The organism is Vulcanisaeta sp. JCM 16159 (assembly GCF_001316265.1).
Taxonomy (GTDB): domain Archaea; phylum Thermoproteota; class Thermoprotei; order Thermoproteales; family Thermocladiaceae; genus Vulcanisaeta.
Map to the genome: position 1 here is coordinate 188,360 of NZ_BBDN01000003.1, position 17,244 is coordinate 205,603.

Below are 17,244 nucleotides of genomic sequence, written 5' to 3' on the forward strand. Positions count from 1 at the left end.
AAGCTAGTGCTATGATGTGGAGACTATCTTAACATCGCCAGAACCGTGGGTTAATTCATTAACCTTGGCAATTATCGTATCCTGAAGCCCAGCGGGAACCTCAAGCTGCATCACCAACGAGCCATCACCCTCAAACCTCTCCTTAACCACCCTACCCATCCTCGACAGCGTATTCCTAACCTTATGGGCATGCTCAGCGGGGGCCCTAATCTCGAGGACACTAACGGCCACCTTAAGAGGCAAAACCCTCTGGAGAGCCTTTATTATGGCGTTCACCTGCTCCTCCACGGGCTTAAACGGGTCTATGGCGACATCGATCTGCTGCATAGCGGCCTCAACCCTCTGCGGAGGCACTGGGGTCCTAGTCCTAGTGTCTATGCAATTCCTACTAATCCAATCAATTACCTGCTTCCTCTTCTGCTCAATGAGTCTCCTCCTCTGCTCAGCCGTGAGTGGCAACTCGCCATTCTTGACTATGAACTCAGCCACCTTCCTGGGGTCTGTAGTCCTGAAAACCCTCATTAACGACTCCTCACTCGCCCTGAGACCCTTCCTGGCGTCCTTATATATTGTGTCCGTTATCAAGACTTATCAATGCTCACAGACTTACCAAGCCTCAGGTCAAGGGCCGCGTCTGGGTCAACAAGTATCTCGAAGACGTAGCCATCCTTCTCATACCTGGCAATTACATAATTCCTCCTACTCATATTCATCTAGTCCTATGCAGGGGAATTTTTAATTCTTCCACAACATGGCCTACGGAGTCCTCCACTTGGCAACCCTCAGGGTAAGCAATGTACCGACAATACACCAAGCAGCACTGGAGATGTATGCAATGCCTATTTGTAGCGCGGAATAATGCGTCACACCGACGGCGTTTTGTATAACCATGGCGGTGGCCGAGGTCGGCACTAAATACGCAACCCACCAGGCACTGCCTAAGTACGTGGCCGGGTAATAAACAGGGGGCAGTACGCCGAGCACGAGCGTTAGTAGGCTGACGACGGCCCAGGTATACCTAATGTATGTGAATAGAGTCGATGAGTAGAAGGCTATGGAGGAAGTAGCGTACCAAAGGAGCACTAACGAAGCCGTAATCTCCAGGATACCCAACAAATCAATGGTCGTCTTAAGCGCCATTAATACCGCGAATAAGACAATGCCGGGCAGTGTAAATATGACCTCACTAAGTGCGAGGCCTATGCGTAGGCCAGTGGACTAGTTGGCGTAGCCACAATAATCTGCTGGAACTTAAGTTCAAGCCTATAATAGGCAGCGTCGCCGATCAGGCCGTGCCGCTTGATAGCATTGTCCAGACGAGACCGCCGATTATGCCCATGGCCATGCCAATACCCCGGTAAAGCACGGTGAGCAGTATTAACAGGGAAATAGCGTTGCAGGGTGGATACGGTCCAAAGCGGCGACCTAAGTATCGGCAGTAACCCATTAAGCCAGGCAAGCACCAGGACAGCCCTTAACTGATGTCTTAAACCACCCTCAACCTTCCTCATTCTCCTCACCCCAGGACCTTATGGTCACGAGCACATAATGCTCAAGGGACTTGGGCGAGACCCTAATGGCATCATCCCCAACCTCATTGAGGGAATCCACGAAGGAAAAGCATGAAGAGCCAACCCGAATGCACGATCCATTACTCATGGATGCCGGATACTCAACAACGTACTTACCAGGCAGTTATTAACGAGCTCGCTAGGCCTGCCACGCGATACTATCAAGCCACTATCTATCAGGAAAACCATGTCCGATATTTGCTCGGCCTCCTCAATATAATGAGTTGTTAAAAATATCGAAGCCCCACCATTACTATACCGCCGCAGTGAATTCCAAACAATTCGCCTAGACGCCGCGTCAAGCCCTACTGTTGGCTCGTCAAGAAACACAACCTCGGCATTCGAGGCGAGTACAGCGGCGACCAGGACCCTCCTAGTCATGCCACCGGACAATTGATAAATGGGCGTGTTCCTAAGTCCCACAGGCCAAGTTCCTCAAGTGAATCCCTCGCGGCCTTCCTCGCATCATTCCTAGGTAAGCCACGAAGCAGTAAGTATGAGTAAACAAATTCTTGAGGCGTCATGTAGGATATGGGCCTAGCGTCCTGCGGAATCACGGCAATCCTACGCCTAACCTCAGAGGCTTGACTAACGACGTTGAAACCAGTGACATAGGCCTCGCCACCATGAGGCATTAACTCGGTCGTTAATATCCTAATGAGTGTTGTTTTACCGGCACCGTTTGGGCCCAGCAATGTGGCTATCACGCCATAACCAACGTCGAGGTCTATACCCCTTAAAACCTCCCTGGCCCCGAACCTCCTTCTTAATCCCCTAACCATTATTGCCTGCATTTACATGGCTTGTTGAGGGACCTCAAATTTAAAAAGGGTTCTATGCATATGCCGTTTAAATGGGCGATCCAAGGAAGCCAAGGAAGAAGTACTTGGGCGGTAAGCCAAGGAGGCTTTGGAATAGGCAGTTGCTTGAGGAGGAGCTTAGGCTAATTGGTGAGTATGGCCTCAGGAATAAGAGGGAGCTTTGGCTCGCGAGGACCATACTCAGGGAGATAAAGCATAGGGCTAGGTCACTATTGTCAATGCCCACCGAGCAGAGGCTAAGTTGGAGGCCGAGTTTAAGGCGAGGCTGTTTAAGGCCGGGTTCATACCAGAGCAGGACATACCACTCGACGCCGTGCTATCGCTAGATGTTAGGGCAATACTGGACAGGAGACTACAGACCATAGTCTATAGGAAGGGCCTGGCGAGGACTATTTATGAGGCAAGGCAGTTGGTGACTCACGGCCACATAGCGGTTGACGGCAGGGTTGTTAGGTCACCAGGTTACTTAGTGCCTAGGGAGCTTGAGGACAGGGTGACCTACGCAATGACAAGCCCAATACTAAAGAGATTATTGACACAGCCACAGCAGGAGGCGCAGCAGGCTCAAAGCCAATCAACCTAAGGAAGGTTTTATTCAAGTTCATAGACTACACACCGTGGATGCATCATTAATCCTAGGCGTCATTGGACCCATAGTTACTATTGTTACGATTTTGGGTACGACGCTTTATTGGCTTGGTGGTAAGTTTAGGGAGATTGACATGAGGTTCCAGCAGATTGACGAGAGGTTTAGGCAAATCGACAGAAGGTTCGAGGAAATAGATAAGAGATTCGAAAAAAATTGACGAGAGGTTCGACAAGTTAGAAAAGGACCTGAAGAGCTATGTTGATATGAGGATTAATGAGTTGAGGAATTACGTTGATGAGAGGTTTAATCAGGTTAATACGAGGATTAGTAAGTTGGCTGAGGCATATAGTGATTACCAGGAGTTCTTCGTTGAGTACCTCACCGCCGAGGGCTTGTTAAAGGCTGAGAAGGCCGCAATGCTCCGTAATGAGGCTAGGAGGGTCATGAGGCTGGCCGCCTCCGGCAACCCATTGAGTAAGGAGGAGTGGGATAGAATTAAGGAGCTTCTTGATAAGGATGAGTTAACGCTTGAGGAGGCCCTTGAACTCCGTGAACTGGCTAGGAAGGTGGTTAGGGAGTACGGTGAGTACCCAGAGGCCTGGAAGCTTCATATATACGCGAGCATAATGGTTGGAGAGGCCATTAGGAGGCAATCACAGCAGCAACAACAGGGACAGAAGGAGCAGGAAAAACAAAGGCAGTGCTGATACACCAATTTTTTTAGTGCTAATACAGCAGTGCCCCCTCCTCTTCCTAACCAACCTGCCAGTGCCTGGATCAACCACTAGGTTCAGCGTCTCCAGAGTCATCTGCTCAATGAGGACCTTATCCAAGCCCTCAATCATCGTCACAGGCACGACCTTACTACGGCCCTCAACCTATATCAACGCAGCGCTCGCCACATACTCAACCTCACCCCTAGCGGTCTCGGCAACATCCCTATAGAACATGGGTAACTTTAACTCATCGGCCAATTCCCTGGGCACTGCCGTATCCGTAGCGCCGGTATAGACCAAGGCATCCACATCCTTAATTACGGAGCCGTCCAGCGAACCAATCCTGGCCCTAACCCAGACCTCACCCATGGCCATTTAAACACATTGAATCAGACAAAAATAAGTCTTTAGTCCTTACCTAAAAGACCCTAACGGCACTCCTCAGGAACCACGCATATGGCGGCTTATCCCTATCCCTAGCATTAACGACCTTAACATCGAATAGATACGCCAAGTCGCCAAACCCATCCTCGATCTCCTCTATTACCCTGACCTTAACATCCAATGGGTCACCCCTATCAATCACCAGTAGGATATCCACGTCGCTCGAGCCCGTGACCCTACCCGCCACCACGGAGCCAAAGACGTAACACTCAATGCCGTACTTCCTAAGTACTGGCGAAACCTCATTGATTAACGACCTCCAATCCCTGAGCAGCCTAATCCTCCTCATAGGCTCCATAAACTCCTCACCAACACCACCCCCTAACTGATTAGCCACGAGCCCCAGTAATGACCTAATATTGTGCGTCCTTGGCGGCTCAACCCCGAGCTTTATGAGTAACGCCTTAATTGATAATTGGGCAGCTATCTCGGCATTAACCGCCGCGGCGTTGTAAACCCCCTCTCAAAAGATACCCTGGCAACCACTATGTACTCCTTAGCCCTCCTCATGAAGTCCTCAGCAACGTCAATGCTCATGGAATTATCAAGACATTCCTCCTTCATCCAGGGTAATAAACCTATTGATGCAAGGCCAAGAGCAGCACGCCCATCCTCTCCAGCCGCCATGGTTGGGTCTATCCTCAAGCTGAAGACTTCCAATATGGTCACCCCAATGAGCACCTGCTTGATCTCATCACAAACCAAAGCCACGTTAGTCCTCTCCTCACCCATCAACCCAATAACCGCCACGTCCTCCTCAAGCATGGTCTCGCCCTCTCACCATCATTATCCTAACATGCCTAACAGTACCGGCAATACCAAGCTCCTTAGCAACCTTCCGAGGAACCACAGTATACGTGACGCCCGTATCCACAGATGCCCTGAACCTGCCAACTCCCTTACTACCAATCACCTCAATATCACGTATACGTTCCCACAATTAACCTGGAGTCATTTGCTCGTTAATACGGGTTTCGGAAAGCTTAAGTATTGGGGGTGATACTTGCTCTTCAGTACCGAGCCAAAGACGTCGCTGGATGAGCTCTTTGACAGGGAGGTTGAGGTGGAGAGGTTTAGGAGTGGCCTTAATGAGCGGTTGGTCCTTGTGCTTGGGATTAGGAGGGTTGGTAAGTCCAGCCTTGTGCTTTCTGTCCTTAATTCCCTTGGTATTGACTACGTATTTATTGATGTTAGGAAGCTCTACGACAATGTCTCGAGGAAGGTACCTGCGGGGAGAATATACAATGAGCTAATGTCATCACTGGGCATGCTTAGCTTTTGGGAGAGGATTAAGGGAGTCATTAATGAGATTGACGTGTCCCTCGGACCCATTAAGTTTAGACTTGCCGCTTCGAGGATCAGGGATGGGATTGCGAGGATCCTTGAGACAATCAATAGTGCTGGTAGTCATGTTGTGCTCGCCTTCGATGAGGCTCAATACCTTAGGTACTCAACGATTGGTCTCAGACCACTACTGGCGTACGCCTATGATTACCTTAGGAACATAACTTTCGTACTCACGGGCAGCGAAGTTGGTCACCTGCACGATTTCCTGGGACTCAACGACTCATCATCAGAGCTTTACGGTAGGTATTACTTCATCATTGAGCTTAGGCCATTCGATAGGGAGAGATCCATCGAGTTCCTGAGGAGGGGTTTTAGGGAGTTGGGCATTAACGTGGATGATAAGGTCATTGAGAGGGCAGCCGATGAACTGGGCGGTATTGCGGGTTGGCTTGTTTACTTTGGCGGCTTTACCCCGAGAAGGGTGAGGACGCGATTAACGAGGTTAAGGAGATCGGTGCCAACCTAATTAGGACTGAGCTTGAGGAGTTGTTCTCGAGGAGTCAGTATTACCGGTACATAATGGAGGCGGTTGCCGTGCTCAGCAGGGCTAGGTGGAGCGACATCATGAAGTACCTAATGGCTAGGGTTGGTGAGAGACCAACCAACGCAACACTGTCCAGGGACCTAAACAACCTGATTGAAATGGGTTTCCTCACCAAGGATGGTGATTGGTACAGCATCCCAGATCCAATAGTTAGATACGCCGTGCTTAAGACGAGGTAGTTAATTACGGCATCTACAGTTTTTCATAAATATTCTCTCGCTTGTCTATGGCGATGATCCGTATGATACGTTGTTCATGGATTATTTTATAAACTATCCTATAATCACTGACCCTTGCTCGGCATAATCCCCTGAGTGTTCCCTTAAGCTCCTTCTCGCAAATTGGGTTGCTGGCTAATTTCATTAATCCTCTCTAGGATCCTATCACGCGCATCATTAGGGAGATCCCTCAATGACCTCTCTGCTTCTCGTGAAAACTCCACCCTGTAACTATTCATTGCTTAATCACACCCTCCTCCCTCAATGCCTTGTAAGTCTCGTCACTAATTAGTAGGTCTAGCGTATCTATGTACGCATCAAGCTCTTCCGCGTATGCCCTAGACCACTGGGCGAGTGTATCAAGGTTCTCCCTTCTGAACTCCTTAACAATGCCCAGCACCGCGTTTGTTGCTGAGTACCACGCGAACATTGTAGCCATTAGGTAAGCCGACGCCTCACCAGCCTCATTAAGTGCTCGTTTGTTAATCCTACTCATAAGCCCATCAAACCCATGCCTAACCATGTTATCCATGACCCACTGGTCATGCTCAATGAGTATGGATAATGCGTAGATGAGGTCCTCGGCACGTGGGTAATTGGTTGACCTAATCGACCTAGCCAATTCCTTACCAAGTTCCAACTCGACTCTGCTAAAGTCATTAATGCTGATTCTCCCCAAAGCAATGTTGCTGGACACGTACTGAGTTAGCTTGATTGTTGGGTTTATGATCTTAACCGTGAATGTTAATAAATTAGTTAGAAATGCATTGCTGAGGTTATCGGCATTCAAGATAGTACGAACATCATTATCTAACGCATCCCTAAAGGCACTCAAGGTACTATCTATTAAATCCCTTGGTATGCCCAGGCAGTCACGTAATCAATGGGTTGCTTAACAACTAATGCCAGCTCCACCAAGCCCCACAGGCCTCGGAATCAGGTACTGCTGCAATACAGCCATACCAAACACTATTTGCAAACTCCCTGTATAAGGATTTTGCATGCTAAAGGAATTTAAATTTACTAAAATAATTTCATTCGTCCCCACTGGTTACCTGACTCATGATGGGCCAGTGGGGCCCCAGCCCCGCGGGGGACCGACCATTGATACCCCAAGGATGGGACAGTCCCGACAGTAACCGACCAATGATTAGGGTCACTGAGATGCGGGGAAGCGGGGCACAGCCAATGTTTCCACATTAAATTTAGCCTAATTCCTCTTAAAAATCATTCTCGGCTCAGGCCAATGCCGGCCATTGTAGTGTCTTATTAATTGCGCTGGTAATGACTTAATGATGAGGAGTAGGGGTTCACTATCGACAATACTCGCCGGAACACTAGTACTAATTGCCCTACTCATGGGCATTGGCATCGCCATTGAGGTTATGTCCACAGTAATAACCCTGGAGAACCTAGCCGCAAACCACGTGAACACGGTGGGCAGGGCAGCCGCAACGTACAGCGGCCTAATAACGCAGGGAGCGCATTAATAAGCACCAAGTCCTGTGACGGTGATCGGCGCCGTGACGCCGAACGGTTTTGAGGCAGTTAACCTAACGACTTATGATTATGTAAATAACGGCACAGAGCCCGAGCTACTACTAACCAATGTTGGGCCTGTGATGCTCGACCCAACACAACCAGTTACGAATAACCCAACCCCAGGCACTAACCCAATTAGCTACTACCTATACCACTGGGTCTCGGCAGTAATAACCACGGGGCAGAACCAACAAAGCCAATACCCAGGGGTCATAATAACACTGGGCAATAACTACTACCTACTACACATAGACCCCAACTACATAGTCGGCCCATTAAACAGCCTAAACACATACATAACCAAGGACTACGGCATTGGGCAATGGGGCTGCCAAGCATTATATGGGGGCATGGGCGTCGGTGGTTCATGGACCACATGCCCAGCGCCACCACCTGGGCCAATAAGCACGGCCGTGTATAGCGGGTACTGGCCGCAGGTAGAGATTAACCCCATTAATAACACGGCAATAGGCATAGACATAACGTTCCCCAAAGGCACGGGCTTCATTAGACAACCACAGTACTTCACCCTTTACGTACTAAGCCAGGACAGCGCTGCTTGGCTAAGCCCAACATGCCAGGGAACGCACATAGTAACTCAGTGCACCTTCGACATGACCTGGATACAATACCCAAACCAACAGGGTATTGCATGCTACAACCACGGCTGGACCTGGTGCACACTGCCACAGCCAGTGACCTACAGCATCGTGATTAATATGAACCAGGAATTACCTAATAGGTACTACCTAATAATGGTAATTACTTACCCACAGGGATACCCAAGCCAATGGTTCATATGGAACATCACAGGCACAACGCAGAACTACCCAGTATGCTCGATGCACCGGGCCAACCAGCATTAATTGAAACGCCGAGCTAGTACGTAATCAATCAGTTCTTCAATAAAATGCAAACAACTATATATTAACCATGGCCTTATAAATATTATATTTATTTGTTCCATGAAACGAAGAGTTCCACGAAGCAGTTTAACGGCCTTTCCAAACGAGTCCCTTATAAACCCAGCCATGCAATGGAGTGCGATGACCAGGTCCAAAACCAATTGGACACTACCTAAACTAATAATACCAGTAGTAACTCTACTAGTAATAATAGGAGTAGTTGCAGGGCTGGGACACCCAGCCCTAGCGCAAATAACGTACGGACCCTACGGACCAGTGTCAGTGCCACTACCGCCAAGGACCTACACCTACACCCTATACTGGAACCTAACAGACGCAAGGCTCGAGTACGGAGCAACACCAACATCATGCCCATCAGCATGCTACACCAATCTAATTAATTACATGGCTCCCTGGTACTTCACCGCGGGTAAGTCCTTCAGTATATACATAGCTAATGCAAGCGACGTCTACTACTACACAAGCAGTGGTTGGCAGCTCGGCTCACCAATAACCATGACCGCTACGGCTACGGCAAACTCAACGGGTGGCGTCACCTGGACGGTAAGCACAACGCTAACTGGCGGTATAACACCGAACCAGGTCTACGCAAACTGGACAGTCGTGGTTGTACTAAACGGCTACGGAGGAGCCAACTGGATGGTCTTCAACGTAACATCAATATTCATGGACCTAGCAGACCTAATGGGCAACTTAACGACCGTGAGCACCGACAGCTACATACCAGTATCACCATCAATAGCCCAAAGCCTAATACCACAACTATCAACAACCTACACCGGCACGTCCTCTGACTATCCAACTATCGGTGTCCCATGGAATTCATCAATAACCTCAGAGCCCTACGTAGCTTATCCGCTCTTCAGGCCGGTCTATGGCGGAACACCGACAAGCTACTACGTCGTGCTTCCGGACCTATACTTCTTCTTCCTATACGTTGGTGCAACAACGAGTAACTCAGAAATACAGCCATTATCACCAACATCACAGCTGGAGGCATCGGTAACCCTGGGCACTGGCGTCACCGTATTCGGACCAACCACCTACAACAGCACGGTGAGTGGTGTTAGCCAAGCCATATATGGTTACTCATACACGGGCTTCGGCCCAATCTACTACGTGACCAACGAGTTCAGCGGCCTAAACTCCGCAGACCACAACTACCCAAGCGTCACTGCACAACCAATAACAATAACAGTGAGCGAGGTCTACCCAAGCGGCCAGTCAGTGGTCCTCTACAACTACACAACGGCGAACGTAAATAACGCGACAACGCCGGAGTCATTCAATGTGGCCAAGGCCTACACTTGGAATTACACAGGCACTTCAGCTATAATTAGCTTATCAGCGCTGTGCAATACCACTACCACTGGTGTTGACCCAGCATTGCTCGTTGGTGTACCCGTCGTTGAGTTCTACCTTGGTAATGTCACTGACCTGAAGGGTAACCTAATAATTGGTAATGCCACGTACATACCCAACCCAATACTTGCGGAGAAGCTATACGTTAAGTGGTTGCTCGCAACGACGCCAACGGCTACCGTAGTCAGTGAGAATTACCTGCGCTACTACGAATCAACACCAGCCTACTACCCGTGGGCTACTTCAGCGGCACTGGGCCTGGAGCGCCATCCTTATCGCCAACTGGATTCCCAACCCCAGAGCTCTACATATTCTATGAGAACCAGCCGGTGTTTACGGCCTCGATATCTATTTCAAGTGGGTCAACGGTATCTCAGGTAACTGTGAATAACATAACCGTGGCTTAATGCCCGTCTTCATAAACATAACCCAGTATGCATCTGGAGTTGCTGCGGCTAATCAGTTACCGCTAAGTCCGAACATAGTGCCGTACCTGACGATTTACTACACCTTCTCAACAACGCCTGTGATAAGCTCAACGCCATCAGCAGGTGCGGTCCAGGGTATGCTATACTACGAGGAGCAGGTGTGGACCAACGAGACAACCTATGGAACCTACTTCCCGGCCGCAATAGGTCAGTTCCCACCGTTTGAGGAATCATCAATATCCGGCGTGCTTGTAACACCTGAGGTTGATTGGTTCGTGGCGCCGCTACTTACGGGTAAAATAACCGTCTCAGGAACTGGGTCAGTTACTACTAGCCCATCAATAACAGTAACATCACAGCAGGTCTACTACTACACCTTCTGGCTGCAGTACAATGGCATGACAGTGGGCTACGGAATATTCGAACTTGGTTACCAGCCGGGCAGCATCTATAATGAGCAGTACAAGATGGCAACACCAGAGATGCCGATATTAGACGTGTACCCAGTCAGTGAGGGTAACACGACATTACTGTCCTTCTATGACAATGCCACCGAGCTTGCCGTAATGACGCCGACCGGCGTAACGCCAAGTGGCACCATAGTCTTTGCCAACGTGACTGTGGAGAGGGCCTTCATAGCAGCGACATACACCGTCTATAACGTGCAGTTCCTCAATCTATGTAATGATACTATAACCGCTGGTACGGTCTACGTAAGTGAGTTAACACCAAGTGGTGCAACGGTCTCATTACCGCCGGTGCAGTTGAGTTCGGGGGCCTATATCATGAAGATTACGGCACCAATGGCTCTGCAGATATCCTCAGTATCAGGCGCACCATACATAGTGACCGCATCGCCAAAGTTCAACTTCACGTTGAACTTCTACGGCTATATAATGCCGAGTGTAGGCTATACCACGAGGCAGCCAGAGTATAACTATGTGCTGACACCAGGAATTATTAATGTGATTTACTTCCCACTAATTGACATAAACATACAAATACTAAGCCAGACAACACCGCAGTACCCACTGTGGGGCTTCGCAGTCAGTGTCTACAACTACAATGGAACATTCGAGATGTGGCATGCAATAACTAACTCGAGCGGTCTCGTGTACGTAATGAACGTGCCACTCAACGCCAGTTACATACAGCCGCAGGGCAAGGCGTACGTGATGCTTAAGGTGAGGACGATAAGCCCAGCCACGGACAGCGCCTACTCGTACGCCCAAGTATCGTATGAGTACGGACAGACTTATGAGAACTACACAAATGCAATGAATATACCAAGTGGGTACTACGCATACACGCTGGGTACTAGGGGTCCATTTGATGAGGACTTGGTAATCTACTACCAGCAGTTCTCAGTGCCTGTAACAACGACATGCGGCCAGGTGTTTAATGTCACGGTGCCCGTGGAGACATTGAACATATACGTAACTGACCTGAAGGGCAACGTACTGAGCAGCCAGCCGGTTTACCCATGCGCCACGCCGAGCTACTGCCCAAGCTTCTACTACAACGTTACGCTGGTCATTGCCGACCAGTACAGTCCATACGACCTAGCCAGCCAGTGGGCAACATCAATGCCAGCCTTCACATTCTATAACAACCTAACCGACTTCAGGGTTGTTGGGCAGACTTGGATGCAGCCTGTCTACAAGGCATTGGAGAGTGAGTTCGAGTCGTTAATGAATACCGCCACTTATGAGTACCAGTACGAGAACCTAAGCTTACCGCTATACGCAATGTGGTACACCGGTAACTACAGCTACTACATACTAGCTGCATTACTGGCCAACTACAGCACTGCATCACCGTATGCAGTGTTCAGCTTCCCATCAATAGTGCCGCATGAGGCACAATATTCGTAAGGCTATTCATGCCAGGACAGGTATTCCCAATGAAGGTCTACTACCTAGGGCAGGAGGTATTCAATAACCTAGTCCCAGTGCCACAGCCCAACGAGATTGCCGTGGTGACGCCAAACGGGCAGGTGCAATACGTGACGAGCTACACTGTTTATGAGGGTGGCCAGGCGGTCTCAGTACCGCCGGGCAGCATAGTCATTGAGACCAGCGTCTACCCAGTCACCTTCAACATAACCAGCAAGAGCGGACTATACCCAGTAGGCAACACCTACTTAGGCCTAACATTCACTGATGTGCTCTACAGGGAGTACGTAATGCCAGGAACAACGCTGGGCACGTCGACGGCCCAGCAGTACATAAGCAACATACTATATCCATTTAGCGACGCAATCTCAGCTAATTCAATGGGCTACAGCTCAGGAATACTAACGCCGAGTGAGATTTACGCGATAATGAATAATGGCACGTACGCAATAGTCGAGACTTACGGTGCGACAAAGATGGACTATAACCCGAGGACGGTTTTAGGCTATGAGCCGGTTACCAACTACTACTCAATGGCCGGTTACGTACTGCCTAACCTAATGGGCTTCTTCGTCAACTCCAGCAGCCCAACAATAGGCCTAACACCGCTATACATGACGAGCATATTCCCGAACGTATTCAGCTCAACACCATCTATCGTGGTCTTCAACCTAACAATGGGTATACCAACATACTCAACAATACTTGGCACGACAGCGACTGCTTACCCCAACGACACGCTACTATACGCACCAAGCACGTCCTACAGCGAGTATAGATTATTGATCAATGAGACACTGCTGCCGCCAACCTACGTATCGCTCAATGGAACGAGTGGACAGCCATCAGCAACACTGCTAGAAACAATATATCCAACAACTTATGCTGCCGAGATTTCACAGCAGTACTACTCAGTGCTGAACTTCACGTATGTAATTCCATCAAATGTATACCCAGCAAGCTATAGGCTGTGGGAGGCCTACATAAACGCCACTGGTATGTCATCAATAACCAACGCCACAATAGGCATATACGCAGCCAACGCCACTGGTTGGTACTTCGTATATAGCGTTAATGAGACATCAACATTCCAGGAGGCAATGACAAGGACAATACCGCTATACCTACCACTGAATGTAGCCGAGATAGAGAGTACAGTAGAGGGCGCTAATGCCATTGCAGTAGTGCTATATGTCTACGGCAGTGGCTCACTGTACATATTACCACCGGCAGCGGCTGCTGATCACGTACACGTGCAGTACCCAGTACTAAGCACTGGATTCGGCGGTACAGTCGAAGAATACACATCAGTTAATCTATACGTGAATTCCACAGGCACAGGTACAAGGACAATAACGTACTCATACCCAGTCCCCAACACTGAGTGGTACCCATACTTCGGAAGCCCACTGACAGTTGTAATACCAGTACCAAGCAGTGGTGAGGCTGTTTTCGACCTACCATGGTGGGCACCAACGACCGGTGCCTACGGCACGAGGATCGCCAGGTTCTGGGTCATGGGTGCAACAAGCGGTAGCTACCTAGTAACGCCGAACATTGGTTATGGAACCATAACAGCAGTAATAACACCAAGCCAGTACACAGCAACCGCACCATCACCACTGCCTGAACTGGCAATAAGCAGTTATGTGCTGTTGAACTACATAACGCCTGAGCAGGGAGCATCGACGGTCTACACTGGCGAGATACCGACAGGCACGGTATCAAGCAGCGGCTCACTGTACATGACTGCGATCGGCGCTGGTACAGGCGGTACATCAGCCCAATGCTAATGTACGATACGCTATTCCCAGAGAACCTGTGAACGTGACAATGAGTACTATGCCGGCCAGTGGCGTGTATAACATTAGGACGATTGCCCTGGAGAGCGTTGACATATACAACAACGCCTCATTCCCAATATTCGTGACTGGCTTCACATACTCGTCAGCAGGAAGCAGCTACCCACTGAGTGTACCAACACTGAGGTTGCCCCAGGAACAATTGCGGAGATACCTGCCCAGTACATATATGGTAGTAGCTATGAGTTCTCATCAACATGGTGTGACCTAGGTAACTACACGCCATACATACCAGACCTATCAGCCACCTTCTACTACACACCACCCAACGCCACCTTCTACCTAGCCAATGGCACGCCATTACCATTCACTGTGTACCCGAACGGCACAGTCACCATTGGAACGCACACCTACAGCATAAGCCAACTGGAGGTACCGCTGCAGTCACCAAGCATTAACTTCACAACGCTATATGCAGGCAGTGAGTTGGATAATGTGAATACGACCGTGGCTGTACCGCAGTACCCAACTGCAACGCCGCTATTCGGTGAGTACTACTACAACTACTCAAGTTCGATAGTTGGCGCTCAGGCAATATACTATGACCACAAGGCATACCCGGTCAATGGTGCGTGGGATATCGCTGGTTATGTAGGTGTTCCATCAATACCGAACCTACTACCAAGTGCGAGCAGTGATACTGAGGCTAAGATGGTGTTCACATACCCAACAATACCACTGGCCGCAATTGAGGACTGGGACGGTAGGCCACTGCCCAACCAGATGGTCGTTGAGTACGGAATGGGCACAACACCGGTGCTCTGCGCAGGCACTGCACCAATAGCCATTGACTTCAGCGGCGTTAATGGGCAGTTACTGCAACCACTACCTGCCGGTAATAGGACCGTGGTGTATTGGTACGACAGCTGCCTACTGTACACAATAACTGGCGGCGCTTACCCATTCATCAACATATACGACACGAGCATACAAAGCGATGTGAATAATTTAGGCAACCCAGTCTTACAGGCGGCTGTTGAAACTCACGTGGTGCCGGCCACAATATACCTAAAGAGCGCCACAGGCACTGGAATACCCGGCGCCCTAGTTGTTGTGTTTGACCAGCCAACAATGGGTAATGAGTTCCTAGGCTTCAACATAACGGCACTGACGGTTCAATAACACCCGTTGACTACAGGATATACCCACCAGCCACGAGCCAGCTACCACCAACCAACTACTACGTAGTCGTGTACTACAACGCCACTGGTGCACCGCTGACGTGGCAGGAGATACAGCAGGCAATAAGCAGTGGAGAGCCGCTTTACCTAGTGCCCGTGTTTGAGAATACCTTCAGCATACAGAGGACCGTGACGGCCACAGAGGCCATCGAGTCCTTCACACTAAGCAACATACTGACCACGGCGAACATAGTCGTTGTACTATCGAGCTTCGGCCCAGCGCCAGGTGTTACCCTGAGCTACAGCGTATCCGAGCCTGAGTGCCCAGTGACCATATCGACAATATCAACACCAGCCACAATCGTTGGTCATACATACACAGTATCGCCATTGGTGCCGTCGCCAAGTACATGCACAATGACCACGGCAATCAAGCCCACAATGGCTACAACGAATGCGCAGGGACAAGTGTCGACCAGCACGTTCGTGGTGCCAATATCGCCATTCACAGCCCAGGTAACTGTAACGGTACAATCATGGAAGGGCATACCGCTGGGCTACACCTACACCTACTACGTAACGAGCAGCAACGCATCAACGCCAATACAAGTGTCAATACCTGCCATTGAACTAACAGTGACTCCCGTTAGCGCCAGCGGCGCGCCACTGGGCACTGAGCTACGGTGAATGTAACGTGCCAGACACCGAGCGGTCCAGTTACAGTGGCTAGCGGCGTTGGTCAGCAGAACGTTGTGATACCAATACCGAGCAGCGGTTCAATAACATGCACAGTAACTGGCTATAGCTATGGAAAGAGCGCGAGCACCACGGTGACGCTAACGAGCAGCCAGGCCGGGCAGACAATGACGCAGACGCTGAAGATACCAGTGAGTGGGTACTACATACCGGGCGTGGGCTTTGTGCCTGTAAGCACGTTGATACTGCTGGCTGTGGTGATAATAATAGTGGTGATACTGATAGTGATACTGCTGATTGAGTACAGCAACTGGAGGAGGAGGAGACTAGCCGGCTTGCTGGGCCCGCCGAAGTAAGGGCCTTAAATACATAAGCCGCCTTAAAATCAACCCCCTTCCCTTCAAATCTTTTCTCCTTTTTCTTTCCCTCCCCCGGAACCAACAACCTTATATTCCAGTCCCGTGAGTTAAGTAGTAGTGAGTAGGGTAGATAAGGTCAATAGGGATGAACTGCTCAGGCTTCTCAGGGAGGATGAGGAGCTTAGGCTAGCGTGATGGGGCTTCTGGGCATTACTGACATTCAATTATCCCTTAGGCAGTTAATAAACGCCATTAATAAACTCGCGGAGGCCCAGACAAGGTCTGTCAATGCGATGCAGGGTATTGCCGAGGGTGAGGCCAGGATTACGGAGATGCTTGGTAAGGTCACCGACATGTTGGCTAAGATAAATGAGATGATTATGGACCTGGCGGAGACTCTGAGCAGGACCATCGACATGGTTGATAGCTTGCCAAGGGCCAGGAGGGGCTCGGCAGCGCCATTAAGCAATTAGCCGATGTACAGAGGGTTACCTGGGAGGCCGTTAAGCAGTTAATTGATGGTGAGGGCAAGGTACTCGACCTACTCAAGCAATCCCTCGACTCCCAAGGAAGACTTTGGCAGGAGGTTAAGAACCTGCAGGAGCAGGTCAAGGTACTCCAGGAGGGTCAGAACAACGTGTTAGTCGAGATAAGGAGGTTAGCTGAGAATCAGGCCGGCCTATTGCAGGAGGTTAGGAGACTTGTTGAGAGTCAGGAGGCCCTTAGGGCTGACGTGAACAAGCTTTGGGAGGATAACAACAAAATATGGCGGGAGCTTAATGAATTGAAGGTGGTTCAAACAA

The 17,244-nt window shown here is 49.7% G+C and carries 26 protein-coding genes and 4 pseudogenes; 16 read left to right on the forward strand and 14 right to left on the reverse strand.

Translation table 11 applies throughout. The features are described 5' to 3' along the window. Positions 1–9 precede the first annotated feature (9 nt). The 6 genes and pseudogenes from JCM16159_RS03950 to JCM16159_RS14325 all read right to left on the reverse strand — a co-directional run. Positions 10–707: pseudogene (locus tag JCM16159_RS03950) on the reverse strand (ribosome assembly factor SBDS). 49 nt (positions 708–756) lie between these two features. Next, the gene (locus JCM16159_RS14305; protein ID WP_243665803.1) at positions 757–1,140 is read right to left on the reverse strand and encodes a hypothetical protein; all 384 of its coding nucleotides are present in this window, start codon (positions 1,138–1,140) and stop codon (positions 757–759) included. A 145-nt stretch (positions 1,141–1,285) separates the two neighbouring features. Then, the gene (locus JCM16159_RS14310) at positions 1,286–1,447 is read right to left on the reverse strand and encodes a hypothetical protein (protein ID WP_243665804.1); all 162 of its coding nucleotides are present in this window, start codon (positions 1,445–1,447) and stop codon (positions 1,286–1,288) included. Positions 1,448–1,497: 50 nt separating this feature from the next. After that, complete coding sequence (locus JCM16159_RS14315) at positions 1,498–1,659, reverse strand: hypothetical protein (RefSeq protein ID WP_243665805.1); 162 nt, start codon at positions 1,657–1,659, stop codon at positions 1,498–1,500. Then, positions 1,656–1,952 carry an AAA family ATPase gene (locus JCM16159_RS14320; RefSeq protein WP_243665806.1) on the reverse strand — a complete coding sequence of 99 codons (297 nt, stop codon included), beginning with the start codon at positions 1,950–1,952 and terminating at the stop codon, positions 1,656–1,658. The genes JCM16159_RS14315 and JCM16159_RS14320 overlap by 4 nt, the downstream gene beginning before the upstream one ends. Then, positions 1,941–2,365: pseudogene (locus tag JCM16159_RS14325) on the reverse strand (ATP-binding cassette domain-containing protein); the annotation flags it as partial. The gene JCM16159_RS14320 and the pseudogene JCM16159_RS14325, both read right to left, overlap by 12 nt. Before the next feature lie 59 nt (positions 2,366–2,424). Between JCM16159_RS14325 and JCM16159_RS03965 the strand changes: the two are divergent. From JCM16159_RS03965 to JCM16159_RS03975, 3 genes and pseudogenes are all read left to right on the forward strand, one after another. Next, positions 2,425–2,975: pseudogene (locus tag JCM16159_RS03965) on the forward strand (30S ribosomal protein S4). Positions 2,976–3,009: 34 nt separating this feature from the next. Beyond that, positions 3,010–3,198, forward strand: a complete 189-nt coding sequence (locus tag JCM16159_RS03970) for a hypothetical protein (protein ID WP_054857020.1) — start codon at positions 3,010–3,012, stop codon at positions 3,196–3,198. A 46-nt stretch (positions 3,199–3,244) separates the two neighbouring features. After that, the gene (locus JCM16159_RS03975) at positions 3,245–3,688 is read left to right on the forward strand and encodes a hypothetical protein (RefSeq protein ID WP_054857021.1); all 444 of its coding nucleotides are present in this window, start codon (positions 3,245–3,247) and stop codon (positions 3,686–3,688) included. Here JCM16159_RS03975 and JCM16159_RS14330 read toward each other — a convergent pair. The 6 genes and pseudogenes from JCM16159_RS14330 to JCM16159_RS14345 form a co-directional block, all read right to left on the reverse strand. Beyond that, positions 3,635–3,838: a hypothetical protein gene (locus JCM16159_RS14330; protein ID WP_243665808.1), complete on the reverse strand. Its 204-nt coding sequence runs from the start codon at positions 3,836–3,838 to the stop codon at positions 3,635–3,637. The genes JCM16159_RS03975 and JCM16159_RS14330 overlap by 54 nt on opposite strands. A gap of 21 nt (positions 3,839–3,859) precedes the next feature. Further along, the gene (locus tag JCM16159_RS03980; protein ID WP_054857022.1) at positions 3,860–4,072 is read right to left on the reverse strand and encodes a hypothetical protein; all 213 of its coding nucleotides are present in this window, start codon (positions 4,070–4,072) and stop codon (positions 3,860–3,862) included. Positions 4,073–4,115: 43 nt separating this feature from the next. Next, the gene (locus JCM16159_RS03985; protein ID WP_243665809.1) at positions 4,116–4,478 is read right to left on the reverse strand and encodes a nucleotidyltransferase family protein; all 363 of its coding nucleotides are present in this window, start codon (positions 4,476–4,478) and stop codon (positions 4,116–4,118) included. Between the two features lie 9 nt (positions 4,479–4,487). Then, positions 4,488–4,568 (reverse strand): annotated as a pseudogene (locus tag JCM16159_RS14335) (HEPN domain-containing protein); the annotation flags it as partial. Further along, positions 4,565–4,906: a hypothetical protein gene (locus JCM16159_RS14340; RefSeq protein WP_243665810.1), complete on the reverse strand. Its 342-nt coding sequence runs from the start codon at positions 4,904–4,906 to the stop codon at positions 4,565–4,567. The gene JCM16159_RS14340 and the pseudogene JCM16159_RS14335, both read right to left, overlap by 4 nt. Continuing rightward, a complete protein-coding gene (locus JCM16159_RS14345) occupies positions 4,899–5,054 on the reverse strand; it encodes an aspartyl protease family protein (protein WP_243665811.1) in 156 nt (51 codons plus the stop codon). The genes JCM16159_RS14340 and JCM16159_RS14345 overlap by 8 nt, the downstream gene beginning before the upstream one ends. Positions 5,055–5,144: 90 nt before the next feature. Here JCM16159_RS14345 and JCM16159_RS03995 point away from each other — a divergent pair, with 90 nt between their 5' ends. After that, positions 5,145–5,954, forward strand: coding sequence for an ATP-binding protein (locus tag JCM16159_RS03995; RefSeq protein ID WP_243665812.1), 810 nt, complete (start codon positions 5,145–5,147; stop codon positions 5,952–5,954). Then, positions 5,873–6,211 carry a hypothetical protein gene (locus tag JCM16159_RS14350; RefSeq protein ID WP_243665813.1) on the forward strand — a complete coding sequence of 113 codons (339 nt, stop codon included), beginning with the start codon at positions 5,873–5,875 and terminating at the stop codon, positions 6,209–6,211. The genes JCM16159_RS03995 and JCM16159_RS14350 overlap by 82 nt, the downstream gene beginning before the upstream one ends. A 13-nt stretch (positions 6,212–6,224) precedes the next feature. Here JCM16159_RS14350 and JCM16159_RS18500 read toward each other — a convergent pair whose 3' ends face one another. Then, the gene (locus JCM16159_RS18500) at positions 6,225–6,395 is read right to left on the reverse strand and encodes a type II toxin-antitoxin system RelE/ParE family toxin (protein ID WP_367834266.1); all 171 of its coding nucleotides are present in this window, start codon (positions 6,393–6,395) and stop codon (positions 6,225–6,227) included. 90 nt (positions 6,396–6,485) lie between these two features. After that, the gene (locus JCM16159_RS04000) at positions 6,486–7,085 is read right to left on the reverse strand and encodes a hypothetical protein (protein WP_054857023.1); all 600 of its coding nucleotides are present in this window, start codon (positions 7,083–7,085) and stop codon (positions 6,486–6,488) included. Positions 7,086–7,542: 457 nt separating this feature from the next. Between JCM16159_RS04000 and JCM16159_RS14355 the strand changes: the two genes are divergently transcribed. The 11 genes from JCM16159_RS14355 (at position 7,543) to JCM16159_RS18505 (ending at position 17,085) form a co-directional block, all read left to right on the forward strand. Then, complete coding sequence (locus JCM16159_RS14355; RefSeq protein ID WP_243665814.1) at positions 7,543–7,740, forward strand: hypothetical protein; 198 nt, start codon at positions 7,543–7,545, stop codon at positions 7,738–7,740. A 15-nt stretch (positions 7,741–7,755) separates the two neighbouring features. Continuing rightward, on the forward strand, positions 7,756–8,658 hold the full coding sequence (locus JCM16159_RS04005; RefSeq protein ID WP_243665815.1) for a hypothetical protein: 903 nt from the start codon (positions 7,756–7,758) through the stop codon (positions 8,656–8,658). A gap of 180 nt (positions 8,659–8,838) precedes the next feature. Then, positions 8,839–10,461, forward strand: coding sequence for a hypothetical protein (locus JCM16159_RS04010; protein WP_054857024.1), 1,623 nt, complete (start codon positions 8,839–8,841; stop codon positions 10,459–10,461). A gap of 25 nt (positions 10,462–10,486) precedes the next feature. Beyond that, a complete protein-coding gene (locus JCM16159_RS04015) occupies positions 10,487–12,382 on the forward strand; it encodes a hypothetical protein (protein ID WP_243665816.1) in 1,896 nt (631 codons plus the stop codon). Between the two features lie 8 nt (positions 12,383–12,390). Then, positions 12,391–14,196, forward strand: a complete 1,806-nt coding sequence (locus tag JCM16159_RS04020; protein WP_054857026.1) for a hypothetical protein — start codon at positions 12,391–12,393, stop codon at positions 14,194–14,196. A gap of 28 nt (positions 14,197–14,224) precedes the next feature. Continuing rightward, on the forward strand, positions 14,225–14,476 hold the full coding sequence (locus tag JCM16159_RS04025) for a hypothetical protein (RefSeq protein ID WP_054857027.1): 252 nt from the start codon (positions 14,225–14,227) through the stop codon (positions 14,474–14,476). A 101-nt stretch (positions 14,477–14,577) separates the two neighbouring features. Further along, positions 14,578–15,387, forward strand: a complete 810-nt coding sequence (locus JCM16159_RS04030) for a hypothetical protein (protein ID WP_054857028.1) — start codon at positions 14,578–14,580, stop codon at positions 15,385–15,387. A 68-nt stretch (positions 15,388–15,455) separates the two neighbouring features. Beyond that, positions 15,456–16,073: a hypothetical protein gene (locus JCM16159_RS04035; protein WP_054857029.1), complete on the forward strand. Its 618-nt coding sequence runs from the start codon at positions 15,456–15,458 to the stop codon at positions 16,071–16,073. Then, positions 16,070–16,438: a hypothetical protein gene (locus JCM16159_RS04040; RefSeq protein ID WP_054857030.1), complete on the forward strand. Its 369-nt coding sequence runs from the start codon at positions 16,070–16,072 to the stop codon at positions 16,436–16,438. Before JCM16159_RS04035 ends, JCM16159_RS04040 begins: the two co-directional genes overlap by 4 nt. Positions 16,439–16,632: 194 nt before the next feature. Beyond that, the gene (locus JCM16159_RS04045; protein WP_243665817.1) at positions 16,633–16,914 is read left to right on the forward strand and encodes a hypothetical protein; all 282 of its coding nucleotides are present in this window, start codon (positions 16,633–16,635) and stop codon (positions 16,912–16,914) included. Between the two features lie 45 nt (positions 16,915–16,959). Continuing rightward, complete coding sequence (locus tag JCM16159_RS18505; protein ID WP_367834267.1) at positions 16,960–17,085, forward strand: hypothetical protein; 126 nt, start codon at positions 16,960–16,962, stop codon at positions 17,083–17,085. Positions 17,086–17,244 lie beyond the last annotated feature (159 nt).

What these genes read in the sequence shown, in the direction of transcription:
- JCM16159_RS14305 (WP_243665803.1), bottom strand. Translation starts at nt 1,140, where the DNA reads ATGGCGCTTAAGACGACCATTGATTTGTTGGGTATCCTGGAGATTACG.
- JCM16159_RS14310 (WP_243665804.1), bottom strand. Translation starts at nt 1,447, where the DNA reads ATGGGTTACTGCCGATACTTAGGTCGCCGCTTTGGACCGTATCCACCC.
- JCM16159_RS14315 (WP_243665805.1), bottom strand. Translation starts at nt 1,659, where the DNA reads ATGAGTAATGGATCGTGCATTCGGGTTGGCTCTTCATGCTTTTCCTTC.
- JCM16159_RS14320 (WP_243665806.1), bottom strand. Translation starts at nt 1,952, where the DNA reads ATGACTAGGAGGGTCCTGGTCGCCGCTGTACTCGCCTCGAATGCCGAG.
- JCM16159_RS03975 (WP_054857021.1), top strand. Translation starts at nt 3,245, where the DNA reads ATGAGGATTAATGAGTTGAGGAATTACGTTGATGAGAGGTTTAATCAG.
- JCM16159_RS03980 (WP_054857022.1), bottom strand. Translation starts at nt 4,072, where the DNA reads ATGGCCATGGGTGAGGTCTGGGTTAGGGCCAGGATTGGTTCGCTGGAC.
- JCM16159_RS14340 (WP_243665810.1), bottom strand. Translation starts at nt 4,906, where the DNA reads ATGCTTGAGGAGGACGTGGCGGTTATTGGGTTGATGGGTGAGGAGAGG.
- JCM16159_RS18500 (WP_367834266.1), bottom strand. Translation starts at nt 6,395, where the DNA reads ATGAAATTAGCCAGCAACCCAATTTGCGAGAAGGAGCTTAAGGGAACA.
- JCM16159_RS14355 (WP_243665814.1), top strand. Translation starts at nt 7,543, where the DNA reads ATGATGAGGAGTAGGGGTTCACTATCGACAATACTCGCCGGAACACTA.
- JCM16159_RS04010 (WP_054857024.1), top strand. Translation starts at nt 8,839, where the DNA reads ATGACCAGGTCCAAAACCAATTGGACACTACCTAAACTAATAATACCA.
- JCM16159_RS04015 (WP_243665816.1), top strand. Translation starts at nt 10,487, where the DNA reads ATGCCCGTCTTCATAAACATAACCCAGTATGCATCTGGAGTTGCTGCG.
- JCM16159_RS04020 (WP_054857026.1), top strand. Translation starts at nt 12,391, where the DNA reads ATGCCAGGACAGGTATTCCCAATGAAGGTCTACTACCTAGGGCAGGAG.
- JCM16159_RS18505 (WP_367834267.1), top strand. Translation starts at nt 16,960, where the DNA reads ATGGTGAGGGCAAGGTACTCGACCTACTCAAGCAATCCCTCGACTCCC.